This is a genomic window from Butyricimonas muris (assembly GCF_046365375.1).
GTDB lineage: Bacteria > Bacteroidota > Bacteroidia > Bacteroidales > Marinifilaceae > Butyricimonas > Butyricimonas muris.
Map to the genome: position 1 here is coordinate 284,773 of NZ_JBKEIT010000005.1, position 18,678 is coordinate 303,450.

Below are 18,678 nucleotides of genomic sequence, written 5' to 3' on the forward strand. Positions count from 1 at the left end.
TTTTTATTTTTTCTAAATAAACACAGAAAAATATCTATCTACAAAAAGGAGCCATGATCACTCACGGCTCCCTCTGCATTGATGTCTATAAAATAATCGTATGAAAATATTATTTTTTCAACAATTCCAAAGCAACCACCATAGATTGGTAGTGTGCACGGTCATCTTTGTGCGCAGTAAGCGCTTTGGATTTCATCAAGTTCAATAATTTCACGTACATCGTCGTGTAATGAGCCAAAGATTCGTCATACAATTTCATGTCAACTACTTTCTGGAATCCATAGCCATAAGTGTCGCCAAATTGGTGCAATCTTAATTCATTCATCACGGTACCGCAACCATTCTCTTGTTCAACAGCTTGCAATTGGTCTTTGAAAGCAGCAAGAATTCCGATCTCATCCAATCCATAGGCGAATACCTCGTCAATAGAAGGCGTGAATGCTGCCACGTTCGTCAATTTTTTAGCACCCGTCAAAGTTTGCATCTGTTTTACAAATGTCTGCAAAACACCACGTTGAACAGCCTTATCCAAACGGTTCAATTTTTTACCACTAATCGTTTTAGCAAAAATAGAGTTGTACAAATCGTTGTAATAATTCGCTTGCGTGTAATCCCCCCCAGCAACGTGCGAGGAAACGAGTACATTCAAGTTTGCCTCCAATAATTTGGCCATCAATCCGGCGTACACTTTGCTGTTCGCCGTGGTAGCAGATAAACCGAATTTAGAAACCACATCTTCATTCTCCAACCACTCGCTATCAAGCAATTGTTTCACAACCCATTTCAAAGAAGCACTCTGGCGCTTCGCATCCACAGCTTGGTAACGTTCTCCCGGAGTACCATCCTTCACTTCCGTCAAGTAAATACCACCCACGTTATACAACACGTTCACCAAATAACGATAATATTGAGTCACAATACCTTCATACAGGAATTGGCGATGAGCGGTAGAAGCGTCATCATCGATCCACTCGTTCAAGTGTTCCATGATATATTTCAAGTTCTTGATACCATACTCGCTGGCCTTCATCGGATCGTCACCCAGATCCTCTTCGATGGCACTCGGATCGTAACGAGAGTAGATTTGTTGTTTCCCGTAACGGTAAAGCGGATCTCCGGCTTTCTCGTCGACCCAAGACTCTACTACTTTAGCCTCACCGAATACATCCAAGTTTCCGGCAATCGGAGAGTACAACCATTTGATAGCAAACTCGTCGTAGCAACCGAGCATAGGAGGAGTCAATTTCAATCCCTTGTCCCCGGGTTGAGCCACATAGTTGAAACGAGCATAATCCATGATAGAAGGAGTCGTTCCGTATTTCCGCGTGAACGACGCACTACGCAATGAATCCACGGGGAAAGCGGCGGAAGCAGACATATTGTGCATCATACCCAACGTGTGACCAATCTCGTGAGCCACCACATATTCCAAAGACTCGTCCATCACCTCTTTCGGCATTTTTTTTGCACGCACGCGAGGATCAATTTGAGCCGTCTGCGTGAAACGCCACATATTATTCAATTTTACCACATCGTTGTAAATCAACACAGAAGCATTCAAAATCTCTCCCGTTTTCGGGTCTACCCAAGATGGTCCCATAGCATTCATAGTTGTCACGGGGGAGTAACGAATACAAGAATATTTCAAGTTATCCGGGTCGAAATCAGGATCTTCGTCCGCTGTCGGGAAATCGCGCACTTGAACGGCATTTTTAAAACCGATCTTTTCGAAAGCTTGGTTCCATCTCAAAATACCCTTGCGGATCGGCTCTTTCCACCCTTCCGGGAAAGTATTGTCAACATACCACACGATAGGTTTCACCGGCTCTACCAGTTCGCCCCGTTCCCACGCACGCATGTCTTTCGGTTCCAAACGCCAGCGATTGGCAAACGTGTATTGTTGTATTCCATCCTCTTCGGTAGAAATACGTTGTTTCCCAGTCAAGAAGATACCTACGCGGGAATCCGAAATTCTCGGTTTCATCCGGTCTTTGTCTTCCGGTAACAATAACACGGTACGAGTCACCTTATTGGATATTTCACCCAAGTTGATTGTAAAAATAAAAAGAGAAGCGCTCACCGAATGAGTCATGTTCGTGGCGATAGAAACATTATCTTCAAAAGCCTTCATCCCGGCCAAAGAAAACAATTCTGCCTTGGGAGAAGAACTGATGGAGATCATTCCGGCAGACATATTCGGAACCGGTGTCAACTCGGGTACATTCACCACAAACAGGGGCGACACGTCGAAAACTATCGCAGAACTATCTGCATTATACGCTTCAAGCGTGTACTTTTGCATATAAGGGTCAATATAATTCTTTTCAACCGCTTCCTTCAAATTCGCTTCCTTTTCATTATATTCCACGATGGCATTCACCTTACGCAAGAAAATAGTACTGTCTTGCAAATCGAATCTCACGTGCATAGGATCAGCAGGTTTATATCCTACCGTGCAGAAATTCGGATTACTCGTTTCAGAAATCGTGGAAGCAATCAGCAATTCGCGTCCCATATATTTCAACGGATACTCGAAATACACTTTATTCCCGATACGGTGCAAAGTGATAAAATCTCCTTTCACAGTTTTCACTCCCGGCTTTTTCAACAACTTGTCGTATTTACTTTCTTTCTTTTCCGGAGCTACTTCCTCCGTTTTGTCCTTGTCTTTCTTTTTCTTCCGTGAAGCGGCATACAAAGTGTCCCCAAGTGGCATGAAAAATAATGCCACCAACAACAATACAATACTTTTTCTCATGATTTTAATTTTTAGTGATTTACATTGTAAGTATAAGCATGACGATATCCATCATGCTTATACTGTTTTTATTGCATTAATGATTAATTCGTAAATAAATATCCCAACTCGACCAATTTGCTCCTCATCATTCGGAATTTTTCCATCACCGACTTATATTCCCCGTACTCCACAGCAAAATCCGCTTCCGTACGAGTCAACACCGCATCTACATAAGAGGATATATCCATGCTTTCCGTTGGAATCGATTCATTCCCGTAATTCGTATCTAGGAATGAAACCATAAATCCTAACTCCTCTTTCTTCGTGAAACTCGTTCCCGCCAAAGCATCTGCAAGTGAAATTGCGCCCCACCCCATATCTGTAGAATATTCAAACCGCTCTTTCAATCCCCTAGTCACTTGCAAGAACGCCTCTTTCCAACTCGCATTAACAGAAGAAGCCAACAATCCGCTAAAATACTTCTCTAACGTCTTACGTGTAAACTTCTCAACTCCCAAGAACGGCAACGAATCTAGATTCACGGCAAACGTGTTATACCCGTAATAAGATTCTATCCTAAAATATTCCTCTCTAACATTAGTAAACCCGATAGAATCTGCGAAGAAAAAAGCGGGCAAACGGGTATTCACCTTGAATCGCGAGAATATCTGATCTCTAAACTCATTCAACACCGGTATTAACGTGGCTTCCCTCTCATCCTCCTCCACGTAATCAATAATATGATTGTCAGAATAATTCGTGGAAGTCGCCCCTCCGGGATAGTAAAAGATCTTCAAGCATTCGTAATACGTGTACATGTTTCCCGACATATCCACCCGTTCCTCGCTCCCGATCGTATCGTTATAATACGTGGGCACCCCGTAATCCCGGAAGATCTCGTAACGCAATTTATCTAACGGATCGTCCGAATCTTTAATAATCATCCACTCTTTCTCGTGCCCGGAAGGGGTCAAATCATCTTCTTGATCACATGCCCAAGCCGCAAGAAACATAAAAAACATTCCTATATAATACCATTTTTTCATTATACCAACGTTTTATTGATTAATACCGTATCATTTCCCTTTTCGGACGGGCTGCATTCTGCACCAGTTCGCCTTTGTTAAAAATAATCTCATCCTGTGGCAACGGGAAAGCAAACACCACCTTATCCTTTTGTGTGTCGATTTCGTAATAACCTACCGTCGTGTAATATCCTGCGGCAGAAGCGGCTCCTTGCCATTCCCGCACCTCGTGACGGATGGTCTTCGTGAATGGGTATTTCGTGTTCACCGCATAACGGCGCAAATCGAACCACCTATGTCCCTCATAGCAAAGCTCCCGGCGACGTTCGCTCCGGACGAAATTCACCAGATTCTCCCCACTAGCAACCATTTCGCTCTCGATTGACGGCATTTCTCCTATCACGAAGCGTTTCTCCCGCAACACGTTTAAGGTCTGCTTAGCACCCGCCTCGTCGCCCAAAATTGCCTGAGCCTCTGCTTTGTTCAAGTAAGCCTCTGGAATACGGAACAACATGTAATCACCGATCCTTCCCGTCATTTCCCGATTTTTCCAACAATGGTATGCCGTTTTCATCCAATGTGCACTCTTGAAGAAAATACTCCGCCGTAAATCATTTGTGCCATAACACCGCAACAATTCATCCGATGATTTATAAGCAGAAACAATCGAGTTTTTAGGTCCCCAGCTACTCAAGCTATCGGGTTGATGAATCTGATTCATGATATACCCGCCCATGGTAAAGACCGTTTCCGGCGATCTTTCGTACGTGAAGCTATCACCCGGTTTCAAACCGTTAACATCTAAAATCGAGTGTTTGCCACGGGTAATAGCCGAATCGGCATAAGCGATAGCATCCTCATACTCCTCCATGTAAAGACTCACCCGGCTCATCAAGATACAAGCGGCTGTGTAATTCGCCTTGTTCGGGCGAATGGATTCTTGAGTATTTTTAAAGGCAGCGATACTGCGACGCAAATCCGCACGTATCTGCTCGTAGACTTCCTTCACCGAATTCCGGGAAAAATACTTATCTTCCACCACTTCCGAGATCTTTAAAGGCACTCCCGGTTCCGTTCCGGCAGTTTCAACGGAATAGGGTTGCGCATAAATATTCACTAACCAATAGTAATAGTAAGCCCGCAAAAATGCTGCTTCTCCCTCCACCCGGTTTGCTAAAGTATCTTGTTCACCCTTCCGGAAATCACCAATCGTGTAAAGCACCGAATTCAACACGGCTATACGTTTATACGACTTATCCCAATCGTCAGCGGCATACACCACCCCATTCTTATTGGTGAAAGGATTTGATTGCCAACCGTAAGCCGAAGCTGCATTCGCACGTATCCAATTATCTCTCGTTCCATAATATCCCTCTGCAAATTCCGTCACATCATCATCCAACACGTGAACCCATGGAAAATAGCGGTTTGTCTGACTCATAACTCTATTAGTGCTACCCGCATAATACATACTTTGGGAAAAACCCTCTTCATTTATATACGCTTCTCCTTTCAGCAATTCATCCAGATCCTCTACATGCGCCACATAAGCTTGATTTTGGGACTCTTCCTCGAAAAAATCAGAGCAAGCACCCAGCGTGCCCCCGAAAACAATTGCAAAAACTAATATTCTCAATGTATTCATAATTCCCGAATTAGAAAGTTACGTTTAAAGACAAAGAATAGGTTGGACGCACGGACAAATTAATTGTCGATGAACTTCCCGATTGCGACGATACGTCCATACCTTTTGCTTTTTTACTCTGCCAAGTAAAGAGGTTCGTTCCCGACAAACTAACGTAAGCAGACTTCATACCTAATTTCTTGCAAATTTTACCCTCCACGTTGTAACGCAACGACAACGATTGTAATTTCAAGTAATCCCCTTTCACGACACGGATATCCGAATAATCGTACATGGAATAGAACGTATCACCGCTACCCGCAAACTCGAACTCTGTATCCCATCTATCACCCCACCACGGAGTATTAATTCTATCACTTGCCACCAATCCCGGAATATTCGTTTTCTGTTCGTCACCCGGACGACGCCAACGGTTCACGAATTCCCGACGCATATTCTTCTGCGGATAAGGGCGCACATTAAAGTCCTCGCTCAATTTCAACATCCGGATTTTATTACCCAAACTATACGTGAAATTAAATGACAAACTGAATTGACGGTATCCCAAATAGTTAGAGAATCCTCCCTGCAATACCGGCACCCGGGTACCGCTCGGTTCCATCACCGCCAAAATAACATCTTCATTATTCATTCCATTATATTTGAGAGTCAATTCATCAGCATTCTCAGCTTCCATGCCATAATACATGGGACTACCATCCACGGGACTCAACCCTTTGAAACGATACGAGAAGAAGGTTTCCAACGGTTCGCCTGCCACTTCCACGTTACCGTTAAGGAAATCATTGTAAGTCACGTCATCTCGCAAAATATTATTCTGGTTATTAATCGCCTTATTCACCAGATTATTCACCACTTGCCCGATTTGCGGGTCAAAACGCCACACGAAACCGCGTTTCCCGTCAGCAGTCAACGCTTGATTAATCGGCGTGAAACTCAACGTCACCTCCACACCTTGATTTTCCAAACTTCCCTCGTTCACCGTGTAACTCTCGCGACCATTGATACCGGAAATTGTCTTCGTCAAGAAAGCATCCGTCGTTTTCTTGTAAAAATAGCCCACGGAACCCGAAATTTTGTTTTTCAATAACGAGAATACCAATTCCGCATTATACGACGCCGTGGTTTCCCATTTCAAATCCGGATTCGGGAAAGCATTCACCGTGGAAACAAATCCTCCCAAATACGAATCAGTCGATCCCTTATTGATAATCATCTTAGAAGTTTGCCCGTCAATCATGTTTCCCTGATGACCGTAAGACAATTTCAACGCCAACTCGTTCACGTTCCCGTTTTCCGGCCAAAACTGGCGGGCAATATTCCAACGTCCGGATACAGACCATATAGGCAACAATTTCTCCCGACTACGGCTACCGAACTGATTCGAAATATCCATACGGGTATTGAAGTTAATCGTGTACAAATCATTATACGTGTAACTGGCAGAAAAGTACAATGAACCCAAATTTGTTTCCATCCGCGACAACGAGGGAACATTCTTCGCCAACCATTTTCGGTAAGCGGTATATGATTTATAATAATCATTATTTACCAAATCTTCGTCTTCCAATGTTCCGAAACTCAATCCCCGGTCAGGATAATATCCCCGCTGAGTCATCTTGGTCGTGTTATACTTCTTGGATGAAAGCTCCCCTCCCAAAGAACCTGTCAAGAAATGCAAGTTCCCAAATTGCTGGGAGTAATTTAACTGCAAACGAGCCAACCACGAATTTTGACGCGTGATCGTATTATTCCACTCGCCTCCCACGGGACACTCGTTCTGAGCTGCCTCTCCACCATTTCTCAATTTAGCGACATAATACGATCCCTCCTCGTATATCTCATCTTGGTTCGTCACGCTAGAAGAACAAGAAGCCGTCCCCTCCACTGTCAACACGTTCCAGAACGTGTATTTCACCATTCCCGTCAAATTAACCGCATTACTCTCAATATCCTGATAAGTCTTGTCCATCTCGTTCTCCATATTGAATAACACGTCGTTATATTGTTTCACCTCGCTAAACTGGTAGAAAGCACGTGAGCCGTCGGGATTATAAGCCGGCAAAGCCCGATTCGTCTGGTAAGCATATTGTGTCACGCTAACCCCATCTACACTCGGCGTGTAATGCTTTTTCGAATTATTGAAATTCATGTTAAACTGGAACTGCAATTTATCGTACGTCCCGTTCAATTTCATATTCACCGTGAATTGATCATTCTTCTCCTTCCTGATCACACCCTGTTGGTCATTATACCCCACGGACGCGTAATAACGGATATTCTCGCTTCCCCCGCTCAAACTCAGCGTGTGCTTGTGCGAGAACGAATTTTGTAACAACACGTCAAACCAATCCGTGTTCAACGTCTCGTAATAATCCGTCAAGCGATTAAACTCGGTAAAATCGATTAAACCGGCTTGATAATCCAAATAAGCTTTTTCGTAGCCTACAAAGTTTGTCACGTTATCATAACCGATCTGACGCTCGAACAACTCCCGGGAAGCCTCCACGCGCTCCTTCGAGTTCATCAAATTCACCGTTTTGTCCGAGTAATAAGGACGACGGGAAAAAGTCCCCGTGAAAGCGTAAGAAACTGTCGGCTTACCGATTTTTCCTTTTTTCGTCGTGATCACAATCACCCCGTTGGCTGCCCGAGTCCCGTAAATAGCCGTGGCTGCCGCATCTTTCAACACGTCTATCCGTTCAATATCTTCCGGGTTCAATCCGGCAATGGCATTCCCCAGCAAGTTCACGAAATCCAAGTCATTCAACTGTGCCGGATTCACGTTCACCGGATCGCTCTGCACGATACCATCCACTACCCACAAGGGTTCCTGATTACCGATCACTGTCGAGTTTCCCCGGATACGTACCCGCGGTGCCGCTCCCACCTGTCCGGAATTTTGCATAAAAATCATACCCGGTATACGCCCTTCCAACATCTGATCCACGGAACTAAAGCCGGGTACCATAATATCATCCATATTCAAAGAAGTTACCGCACTGGTTAACCGGCGGCGGTCTACATCGCCATACCCGGTGCTTACCACGGTTACCTCATCCATGGCGACCAGATCCTCTTCCATCTTGATTGTCCACACGCCTTTTTTCGGACGATCCTGATACTTCACCGTCACCGGAACCATTCCCACGAAAGTAAAAAGTAACTCAGCGTTCGTGGTATCCGGTATCAGAATAGAAAATTCACCCTCCACATTCGTAACAACCCCCGTCTTTGTCCCCTTTAATATCACCGTAACACCGGGAAGAGGCGATTTATCTCCATCCACGACTATCCCCTTGGCTACAACCGGTTTTTTACTCTCCTTTTTATCCTCCACGAATAACTTAGGAGAAATCAACACCAATTTATCCTCAATACGGAAACCCAACTTCGTACCAGCCAAACATATCCGGATAACCTCCTCTAAATCCTTATCCTTCACGCTCACGCTTATTTTCCCGACAGACTCAAATTCATTATTACTATAAATGAATTTGTAATCCGTCAAACGTACAATCTCGTTAAATACCTCTTCCAAGGCAACATCCTTCATTTCCAAGCTCAAGCGAACCTGTCCCAATGAATTGGCCGCAACCGAAGATAACGACAAACATAACAAAAGACCAAAAAGTTTCATAACCCTAATCATTTTTTTTATGACATAAGATACCCTCCCGATGTCATAATCTCGTTTTTTTTCCATAGATTTGCACTAAATATTATAATTAATGAATAATGTCATACTAGTAATATGACGTTACTTGATACCGCAGGGGAATGCTAGTAACATTTCCCTGCTGTTTTATATCATTCTTTCTTCACTCTCAAAACATTTTCATTTAACTCGAATTTCACGCTTGTTGTCATCTCCAACAAATCCAATATCTTTTTAATATGCTCGTACCTTGGCAAATCGGCAGTAAAACGCATCTCTTTCAACGATGCATCCTCGATACGTATCTCGACATCATACCAACGCTGTAACATCTTCATTACCACGTCCAACGGCTCATTATCAAATACCAGACGCTGCTTCGTCCATGCCGTGTAGGAAGCCGTATTCACCTCTCTCACCCGGAGATTGTTCCCTTCCCGGACAACTTGTTCTCCCGGTACAAGCCTCACTTTTTGCCGCTCACCCGTCACCTCCACAGCCCCTTCGACCAACGTGGTCTGCTGCACCTCGTCCCGGTATGACTTCATGTTAAAGGAGGTTCCCAACACCCGGACTTCAGTTCCCAGTGACCTCACGACGAACGGATGTTTGCTGTCTTTGGCCACTTCAAAATAAGCCTCCCCCTCAAGCTCCACCCAACGTTCCCCGCCGGAAAAACGATCCGGATATTGTATTTTAGAGTTGGCATTCAACGTGATCATGGTACCGTCCGACAAACACAGCGTGTATTCCCCTCCCCGCGGGACTTGTAACGTGTGAATCTTTGCCTTTTCTTCTACCGCATCAGAATACACCAATCGTTCCCCGTCATTCATGAAATTTTCACCCACGACACCCCGAGTCAACGAATCCTGCCCCTGTCCCAGAAATATCGTTTCGCCCGATTCCAGTACCAGTACAGCCCGCGAACATCCGGGAGCTATATCTTCCTGCAACGCGGCATGTATTACCAAAGACTCGTTTCCCTCTCCCGGGAACACGTTCCAAACGGCTATCCCGACTCCAAGTAAAATAATAACAGATGCCGCGTAACTCCACCTCGAAAGTAATCTCCGGTGTCGGGCACTAATCTTGCCTTTTACTTTTTCCCACCCTTCCCGTGAATCGTATCCTTGAAACTCCTTCATTCCTTTCTGAACATATCCCTTGTCATTCAATCGGTCGAACAAAGCCTTATTTTTCTCCCCGCTACTCAACCACTCCTCCAAGACTTCCCGTTGCCCGGCATTTTCTTCTTTTACAAAATACCCCAGCAATGAACGGACAATTTTTCCCCGGTCACGTCCGGCCAACTTATTTTTCATTACTTTCATTGTTTTCTCCATTTTACACATCAAACAATTACATCCGCCGTGAAAAACACGTAACGTATCCGATGTTTCGAATATAAAACAAACGAACATGAAAAAGGATGACAAGAAAAGAAAATTTCTTTAGAAAAAAATAAACTCCACCAGAGGACGAAGGTGTTGCAAACGTTCTTTCAAGTATTTTTTTGCCCGCTGCCGCTGGGTCTTCACGGTCGATTCCGCCACGCTTAATCGCTCGCAGATAGTCTTTATATCCAAAAATTCAATATAACTCATTTTAAAAACACGTCTGCATTCATCGGGCAATTCTTCTATGGCAACAAAAATCTCCTCGAAAACATCCGCTTCCACTTCAAAACAAAATATATCATCCGGATCCGTAACGGGCAATTCCAATTGCTTCCCGACTTTATCGCGGGTACGCAACTTATTTAAATAGTTCAATGCCCCGTTTTGTACACAACTGTATAAAAAAGATTTCAATGCCACCCGGTTCTCGAAACGCCCCTTAGACTCCCAGAAATGAACAAACACTTCCTGCACGATATCTTTAGCCGCATCCTCGTCTTGCACGAACTTGTTTGCGAAATAACATAACGAAGCATAATATTCATGGAATATCTCCTCAAATACCTCCGGTCGTTTCACATCTAACATGCTCATTCAATTTATTTGATTACCCGACAATATCCACATATTAACTCGACAACAAAGATACACAATTTTCACATGAAAAAACAATTGACATTTAATTTGATTTAAGCGCAGATTCAATTCCCCGATGCAACTTTTCTCTTCAAAAATTCCTTCGCTCTCTTCCGGGCATACAAGAATATCGAATTACCATTCCATGAATTAAAAGAAAACTTTTCTTTTTTAATTCGTATAATCAATAAATAGCTTATTTTTGTAATATGAAAGCAGAAGATAAAGACAACAGAGACGAGAAGAAATGGGGTAACGTGAACGAGTTTTTGGCAAAAAACGCTTCACAACTCAATATCATGGAAGAAGAAATAGACGTGGAGGTGCAACATCACTTTATGGCACTTCTTGAATTTTTGATGAAGGACAAGACGAAATTCAAGATGCTGATAGAGGAAGCTCCCCAGTTGACGGATGAATTGTACAACGAGTCCGTCAGTGAAGACAAGAAGAGAAAGATTCTGGCTGTACTGGCCACGATAAATGATATAGCGATATACCGGAAGATTGAGGCATTCCAGAAGGAAGACACCCCGTTGAAAAAATGGGCGACCGTGGCGTTGCAACAATCGCGTATGTTGATTCAATCTTCCCTGCTGGATGAATCTACCGTGTTTGTTTCCACGGGACTGGGCGGTCACGGGACTCTATTACGTTATTTCTGTGTTTATATTGCCAACGAGGGGGTGGTTATACAACCGTTCCAATGGGATATTGCCAAGAAAGAAACCGAACTGGTAGTGACCAAGGCTAAAGGAGAAATCGAGAGTTCCGAGCACTTCGATAAATACATCATGTTTACCCTTTTGTTGCCGATTGATGCCGGGTTGAAAGAAATATTCGAAACCATCATCAACGAGTGCAACACGTATGGTAATTTCCTGAAAGAGAACATTATCATTACAAACGTGAAGAAACTTACCCTCGAAGAGATCGACGGTATCGTGAACTCGAAAAACCCGAAACAGGATCGGAAAATCAGTCCAGCATCAGACTTATAAAAGGATGACAGGCTTTGAAACGAGAGGCTAACCCGGGAAAACGTTCCGGGTAATAACCGAATACCAAACAGGTTAACTCTTGCACGGTCAATTCGACGGGTGTTTCTTCGGCGACTTTCCGGGTACAAGCGCCCTCACCGACGATATATATTCCCGTGTTCTCCGGGATTTGTTCATCCGTCACTTTCAACACGAGATGCAGATCGGGATAACGGACAGCATACAACCGCAACACCTGTTCCACGTCCAAGATTCTCGCCATCCCCCGATGTTCGTCATTTTTCCCCGTCGGTAGCGAACGACAGAATATTTCGGCAGTATCCAAACGTGTCATTATCCCCCACAAGAGCGCCTGTTTTACTTCCCCGGAGTCATACAGCCAATCTTTTACCAAAACATGATTCCCCCGCGGCTCGGCAAATGCCATGCCGACAAGGTGATCTTCACGGTTATACGCCACGAGCAAAGCACCTTCGCTTATACGCAAATCCTCCATAATCGTGTTAAAATCCTCCCGGTCATGTTGAATACAACAGGGACGACGGAGCATGGCATCTTCAAAATAACGAAACACTTCGTCTGTCAACAAAGCCTCGTCACGGAACGCCTCCACCCGGTAATGCTCCGACACGGGAGGAGCGAGAATCGTGTAATGTTCGGGTGAGAAATCAAAAATAGCGGCATATCCCATCTTCTCGTAATAGCCGTACAACCAATCGTTTGCCGGGATTAAAGTACTCACGGGGACATCCCGCTTTCTCATCACGGCAAAGGCCTCCTGCAATAACTTTGTCATGATTCCCCGCGCACGGGCTAGAGGGTGGGTACAAGCGCCCGAAATATACCCCGTCTGCAACAAGGTTCCGGCGAAGGTCATCGGGTAAAGCGGCATTTGCAGCGCCGCGACAGCATCACCTTGCCGGTCACGATATACAAGAGTGTTTTCGTCTTTATATTTCTTACTGAAATAGAAACGAATAAACTCTTCCGTGTCGTCAAAACACAATCGCCACAAATCCATTACCTCTTGTTTCATGCCATTTTCAATTTTCGATTAATTGAGCGTACCCTTTTTCCAACAGAATCACGGGACGATAAGATAACTTTGCCTTTCGTAAGCCGACTAATCCCAAGTCTTCTTCCCGGTTCAAGTAAATATATTTTTCCGGAATATGCAAGGCAAATTCTTGATTCAATATATTATAAGCCCCGTCGATACGGCTATCCGCTTTCTCGATATGCACGGCAAAAGTATCCTTATTCACGGGAGCGCCATAGGTAAAACCGACAATCTCGTCATCCACCCAAAGCGCACCGCCCGTCAGTTCCAACTCTTCAAAATGGCGTAACGCGGAGTTCAATGCTTTTCGCTCGTTAATCAAGCTCTGCTCTTCATCACAACCGTGTTGCTCGCACCATTTCTCCTCCAGTTCGAGGCAATGCGGAATCATGTCCGCCGTCAAGGGAGTGTAACGATAATTGTACGTCCGCTTGAACTTGTTGACATGATTCCGCTTGGGCTGGAAATTCTTACCTTTCAATTCCGCCAATTCTTTCCTTATATATATATAGTCAAAATAATCCCGATCCAGACGGTAATCAAATCGTCCGGGGAACTCCCGGTTGAACCACTCTTCCATTTCCGGGAACACGCCATGTATCCGCAAGACATGCCCTTCAGCCTTTGCCTGCTCTTTCAACATCCCGATGATTCCTTTCACGTCCCCTGTCCCGACGGGCATCGTGTACACGATACTTTCCTCGTCCAGCGTGAAACGCACGATCAGGCAATTATCCACCACGGCATAGCAACTGTTAGTCAGGAACTGCCACGTGTACAAATTCACGAATGACAGGTTGCAATCCCGGTTCCCGCAGGCCAAAAAATACGACGTTATTAACTCTTTATCTTCAATTTTGATCGGTTTAAAATCTATCATATAATTCTATCTTTATTACAATACAAAGATACAATCTTTCATCTCATAGCACTTCTTTCATGTGTCTGAAATTAGACGTGATCGTATCCAAAATTTCCTTTGTCCGTCCGTTGAGCATCAACTTATACATGGATTGCGCAAATCCCAGCATCTGGCTCCACTCCACCTTGGGCGGCATGGCGAGAGCGTTCGGGTCGGTCATCACGTTCACCAGCACCGGGCCGTTTATTTTCATCGCTTTTTCCAGTGTCGATTGAACTTCCTCGGGATCGTTTACCGTGAATCCTTCCATGCCCATGGCTTTTGCCACGAGGGCGAAATCGGGATTCTCCATGTCTGTCTGCCAATCGGGTAACCCGGCAACTTCCATCTCCAATTTCACCATTCCCAACGAACGGTTATTGAACACGACGATTTTCACGGGCAATTTATATTGTACAATCGTGGAAAGATCTCCCAGCAACATAGACAATCCGCCGTCCCCGCACAATGCCCATACCTGTCTGTCGGGATACGCCAGCGAAGCCCCGATAGCTTGGGGAACGGCATTTGCCATGGAACCGTGGTTAAACGAACCCAACATTTTCCGTTGTCCCGTCCCGTGCAGATAGCGGGCCCCCCAAACACAAGTCATCCCGGTATCCACGGCAAAGATCGCGTCTTTCGACGCTAACTTGTCCACGACAGACATCACGTATTCCGGGTGAATCCGATCTTTCTCGCCGTGTACTTCCACGTAAGCATTCAAATTCTCCTTTACCCGTTCGTACCCTTTCAATTGTTTTTTCAAGAAATCATCGTCTTCTTTTTGCTTGATCCGAGGCAGCAAAGCCTGCAACGTTGCTCTCACGTCGCCGCAAAGTCCCATGTCTACCTTCGCCCGTCGTCCCAATCGTTCCGGTTTTATATCAATCTGAACGATCGTGTTATTCTCCGGCATAAAAGGCGCATAGGGAAAATCCGTACCGAGCATTACGAGAACTTCCGCCTCGTGCATACTGTCATAACCGGAAGGCATACCTAATAACCCGGTCATACCGACCTCGTTCGGGTTATCGTACTGTATTTCCATTTTGCTTTTGAAAGAATAAGCCACGGGAGCGTTCAACCGATGTGACAATTCCACCACCTCGGCATGAGCATCTTTCGCTCCCATCCCGCAAAATAGAGTGATTTTCGTTTTATTGTTCAACAAGACTGACAGCTCGTCCAATTCCTTGTCGGAAGGACGGATAGACGGTTGAGTCGGGAAAGGGTGCAAAGATGAAAAAATATCTACCGAATCTTTCGCCGTCACATCTCCCGGAATACCGACCACGGCAACACCGTGCCGGGATAACGCCGTTTGCATTGCCGCCTGTAACATACGGGGCAATTGAGCTGGTGTAGCTGCCACTTGATTATAATAACTGCAATCATCAAATAATTTTATCGTATCGGTTTCTTGAAAATACCGGGAACCGAACTCCTCGGTCGCCATTGTCGATGCCAACGCCAGCACCGGAGCCCCGGAACGATGAGCGTCATACAGACCGTTGATCAGATGCACGTGTCCCGGTCCGCTACTCCCGGCGCAACAAGCCAACTGCCCATGAAGCTGCGCCTCGGCTCCTGCCGCGTAAGCCCCGACTTCCTCGTGTCGCACGTGTATCCATTGAATTTTACCATTACGCCGCACAGCGTCATTTATTTCATTCAAACTATCGCCTGTCACGGCATAAATACGTTTCACTCCGACTTCTACCAGTATTTCGACCAATTGTTCTGCTACTTTTTTCGCCATATCCTGTAGTTTTAATATTGTTTTCTAATCTCTACAGGTAAACGTAAAATGAGTTTGTAAAGTTATAAAGTTTGTAAAGTTTATAAAGTAGAAAACCATAAGGTCTACAAGGTCGCGGGAGTTCCCCGGAAAAATTTATCAGCAGCTTTGCAGCCATAAACAAAGCACCCGCGGGGTCAATAACCTTATAAACTAATTTATTTTCGGCGCCAAGAACGCCCCTACCCGCGATATATTTGCCACACCGCGACATTCACGGATTATTACACGGATGCCGTCTGTTTCCGTATCCGGGAAGCGCAAAAGACGCTTGTACCCGATCGTGGTGCCCTCCGCGACGGGTTTCCATTCCCCGTTTACGCGGACTTCCACGGTGAAGGCTTCTACCCGCTGCCCTTTGCTGATATCTTCCTGCAACATAACAGTGTTGACCACGGCACCTTTATTTAAGGCATATTCTTTCTGCTCACCCGGTTTTGCTGTCCACGGACGAGCCCAACGAGAGGTATAATCTTTCGAGAATGTCTTTTCTATATATTCACCGAACTCTTTCAAGCGAGCCGCGTCATTCTCGTGAATCACACCCCGTTTATCCGGCGGTACATTCAATAACAAAGAAGAATTACATCCCACGGAATGGAAATAAATGTCCACCAATTCCTTCAAAGACTTTACTTTATTATCTTCATAATCATGATAGAACCAACCGGGACGGATAGACACATCGACCTCGGACGGATACCAAAAAAGCTCAGTAGCACGGGCAAGTACATGCCTGCTCCCCAGATCACGGGTATAGGAATCCAAATGCAACCGCTCGTTTCTCACGCGGGCATTCGGGAACACCTCCGGCACCAATGCCGAGGCACTCCACTCCGTATCTCTCCCCCGACCTCTTTCGTTCCCTACCCAACGGACATCGTCACCGCAAATTGCCGTGACAGCATTGGGTTGCAATTTATTGATTGTCTTCATGATCGCTTCCCAGTTATATGCTTGTTTCTTCCCGTTCGGTCCCTCGCCGTTTGCCCCGTCGAGCCATACTTCGTCCACCTTGCCATAGTCGGACAACAACTCGGTCAATTGTTGTATAAAGAACTCGTTGTATTTCACGGAATCGCCATAGCAGGAAGCATTCCGGTCCCACGGGGAAACGTACACGCCGAATTTCATCCCGTTCCGCTCACAGGCTTTCTTCACCTCTTTGACCACGTCCCCTTTTCCGTTTTTCCACGGGGAAGAAGCCACCGAATGTCGGGTTGTCTTCGTGGGCCACAAGCAAAAACCGTCATGATGTTTCGCGGTAATGATCACCAGTTTGAAGCCACCCGCTTTCAATACCCGCACCCATTGGTCCGCGTCCAGAGCCACGGGATTGAACATCGCGGGGAACTCTTTACCGTCCCCCCACTCCTGTCCCGTGAAGGTATTCATCCCGAAATGGATAAAAGCGGTCATCTCCAATTGTTGCCACGCCAATTGCTTTTTCGAGGGAATCAGCCGTGACGCCATATCCACTTTCTCTTCCAAGGTTGCCTGCCCCGGGAAACATACCTGTTTCTCGTAAAACTTCCCCTTCTGCGCCCCCGCCGGTAAAATACACGTGCACAATAACACCCCCAGTATATAGATTGATTTCACCATGATTATCAATGTTAATTAATGAATGTAAAAATAAACTTTTTTTCTCATTCAGACAACATATTCTCCCACTTTTACGTTTCATAGGGAGTAACGTAAAAATTTTACCGTATGAACACAAACAAAATAACTGAAATCCTTGGAGATCAAAGTGAATTTCTTCTAAATCACACTTGCAGGACAATTGACAAGTCATTGATTCACGCCCCGTCGCCAACCACGATCGACGATATATGGGTACCTTCCGACAGAAATACCCGCACGTTAAACAGTCTGCAATCCATTCTGGGACACGGACGTCTGGCAAACACGGGATACGTGTCCATTCTACCAGTGGATCAAGGCATCGAACATTCGGCAGGTGCATCATTTGCCCCGAACCCGCTCTACTTCGATCCCGAGAATATTATAAGACTCGCCATTGAAGGTGGCTGCAACGCGGTTGCTTCAACATACGGCGTACTCGGCTCGGTAGCCCGCAAATACGCTCACAAGATACCTTTTATCGTGAAAATCAACCACAACGAACTTCTAACTTACCCGAACCAATATGATCAAACCTTGTACGGCACGGTAGAAGAAGCTTGGAACATGGGTGCCGCCGCCGTGGGTGCCACGATATACTTCGGTTCCCCGGAAAGCAGGCGTCAGATACTGGAAATCTCGGAAGCCTTCGCTCACGCCCATGAATTAGGCATGACCACCATCCTCTGGTGTTACCTGCGAAACGAACACTTCAAAAAAGACGGCACGGATTATCACTCTGCGGCAGACCTTACCGGACAAGCCAATCATTTAGGAGCCACGATACAAGCCGACATCGTGAAACAGAAACTCCCCACGGTCAACGGTGGCTTTACCGCTTTAAAATTCGGGAAAACGGACGAACGCGTATATTCCCGCCTCACGTCTTCCCACCCGATAGACTTGTGCCGTTATCAGGTAGCGAACAGCTACATGGGACGGGTCGGTTTAATCAATTCCGGCGGAGAATCCAAAGGTGCATCCGATCTGAAAGAAGCCGTGATAACAGCCGTCATTAACAAGCGAGCCGGCGGCATGGGACTTATCAGCGGTAGAAAGGCTTTCCAGAAACCGATGAAAGAGGGCGTAGAATTATTGAACGCCATTCAAGATGTGTATCTGGACAAAACGATTACTTTGGCATAGAAAAACTAAAAGATAAAATCCCTTTCATCCATCCGGACA

11 protein-coding genes and 1 pseudogene are annotated in these 18,678 nt (G+C 45.4%); 2 read left to right on the forward strand and 10 right to left on the reverse strand.

Translation table 11 applies throughout. The features are described 5' to 3' along the window. Positions 1 to 109 precede the first annotated feature (109 nt). The 6 genes from ACK8P8_RS10545 to ACK8P8_RS10570 form a co-directional block, all read right to left on the reverse strand. Positions 110 to 2,758, reverse strand: a complete 2,649-nt coding sequence (locus ACK8P8_RS10545) for a zinc-dependent metalloprotease (protein WP_410025864.1) — start codon at positions 2,756 to 2,758, stop codon at positions 110 to 112. Between the two features lie 83 nt (positions 2,759 to 2,841). Beyond that, entirely contained in the window at positions 2,842 to 3,786 is a 945-nt protein-coding gene (locus tag ACK8P8_RS10550; protein WP_410025865.1) for a hypothetical protein, read from the reverse strand. A 19-nt stretch (positions 3,787 to 3,805) separates the two neighbouring features. Next, a complete protein-coding gene (locus ACK8P8_RS10555) occupies positions 3,806 to 5,410 on the reverse strand; it encodes a RagB/SusD family nutrient uptake outer membrane protein (RefSeq protein ID WP_227216067.1) in 1,605 nt (534 codons plus the stop codon). Positions 5,411 to 5,420: 10 nt separating this feature from the next. Continuing rightward, positions 5,421 to 9,050 carry a SusC/RagA family TonB-linked outer membrane protein gene (locus tag ACK8P8_RS10560; RefSeq protein WP_410025866.1) on the reverse strand — a complete coding sequence of 1,210 codons (3,630 nt, stop codon included), beginning with the start codon at positions 9,048 to 9,050 and terminating at the stop codon, positions 5,421 to 5,423. A gap of 170 nt (positions 9,051 to 9,220) precedes the next feature. Then, complete coding sequence (locus ACK8P8_RS10565) at positions 9,221 to 10,402, reverse strand: FecR family protein (RefSeq protein ID WP_227216070.1); 1,182 nt, start codon at positions 10,400 to 10,402, stop codon at positions 9,221 to 9,223. Between the two features lie 120 nt (positions 10,403 to 10,522). Then, positions 10,523 to 11,056, reverse strand: coding sequence for an RNA polymerase sigma-70 factor (locus ACK8P8_RS10570; RefSeq protein ID WP_410025867.1), 534 nt, complete (start codon positions 11,054 to 11,056; stop codon positions 10,523 to 10,525). 257 nt (positions 11,057 to 11,313) lie between these two features. On the opposite strand from ACK8P8_RS10570, the gene ACK8P8_RS10575 reads away from it, so the two are divergent. Then, complete coding sequence (locus ACK8P8_RS10575) at positions 11,314 to 12,105, forward strand: hypothetical protein (RefSeq protein WP_099293822.1); 792 nt, start codon at positions 11,314 to 11,316, stop codon at positions 12,103 to 12,105. Here the strand turns inward: ACK8P8_RS10575 and ACK8P8_RS10580 are convergent. The 4 genes and pseudogenes from ACK8P8_RS10580 to ACK8P8_RS10595 all read right to left on the reverse strand — a co-directional run. Further along, complete coding sequence (locus ACK8P8_RS10580; RefSeq protein ID WP_410025868.1) at positions 12,083 to 13,141, reverse strand: GNAT family N-acetyltransferase; 1,059 nt, start codon at positions 13,139 to 13,141, stop codon at positions 12,083 to 12,085. The genes ACK8P8_RS10575 and ACK8P8_RS10580 overlap by 23 nt on opposite strands. Before the next feature lie 7 nt (positions 13,142 to 13,148). Continuing rightward, positions 13,149 to 14,045: a DUF2156 domain-containing protein gene (locus ACK8P8_RS10585; RefSeq protein WP_410025870.1), complete on the reverse strand. Its 897-nt coding sequence runs from the start codon at positions 14,043 to 14,045 to the stop codon at positions 13,149 to 13,151. Positions 14,046 to 14,088: 43 nt separating this feature from the next. Beyond that, entirely contained in the window at positions 14,089 to 15,828 is a 1,740-nt protein-coding gene (locus ACK8P8_RS10590) for a thiamine pyrophosphate-dependent enzyme (RefSeq protein WP_410025871.1), read from the reverse strand. Between the two features lie 207 nt (positions 15,829 to 16,035). After that, positions 16,036 to 17,469 (reverse strand): annotated as a pseudogene (locus tag ACK8P8_RS10595) (alpha-L-fucosidase); the annotation flags it as partial. Between the two features lie 111 nt (positions 17,470 to 17,580). On the opposite strand from ACK8P8_RS10595, the gene ACK8P8_RS10600 reads away from it, so the two are divergent. Continuing rightward, complete coding sequence (locus tag ACK8P8_RS10600; RefSeq protein ID WP_227216637.1) at positions 17,581 to 18,639, forward strand: class I fructose-bisphosphate aldolase; 1,059 nt, start codon at positions 17,581 to 17,583, stop codon at positions 18,637 to 18,639. The last annotated feature ends 39 nt before the right edge of the window (positions 18,640 to 18,678 follow it).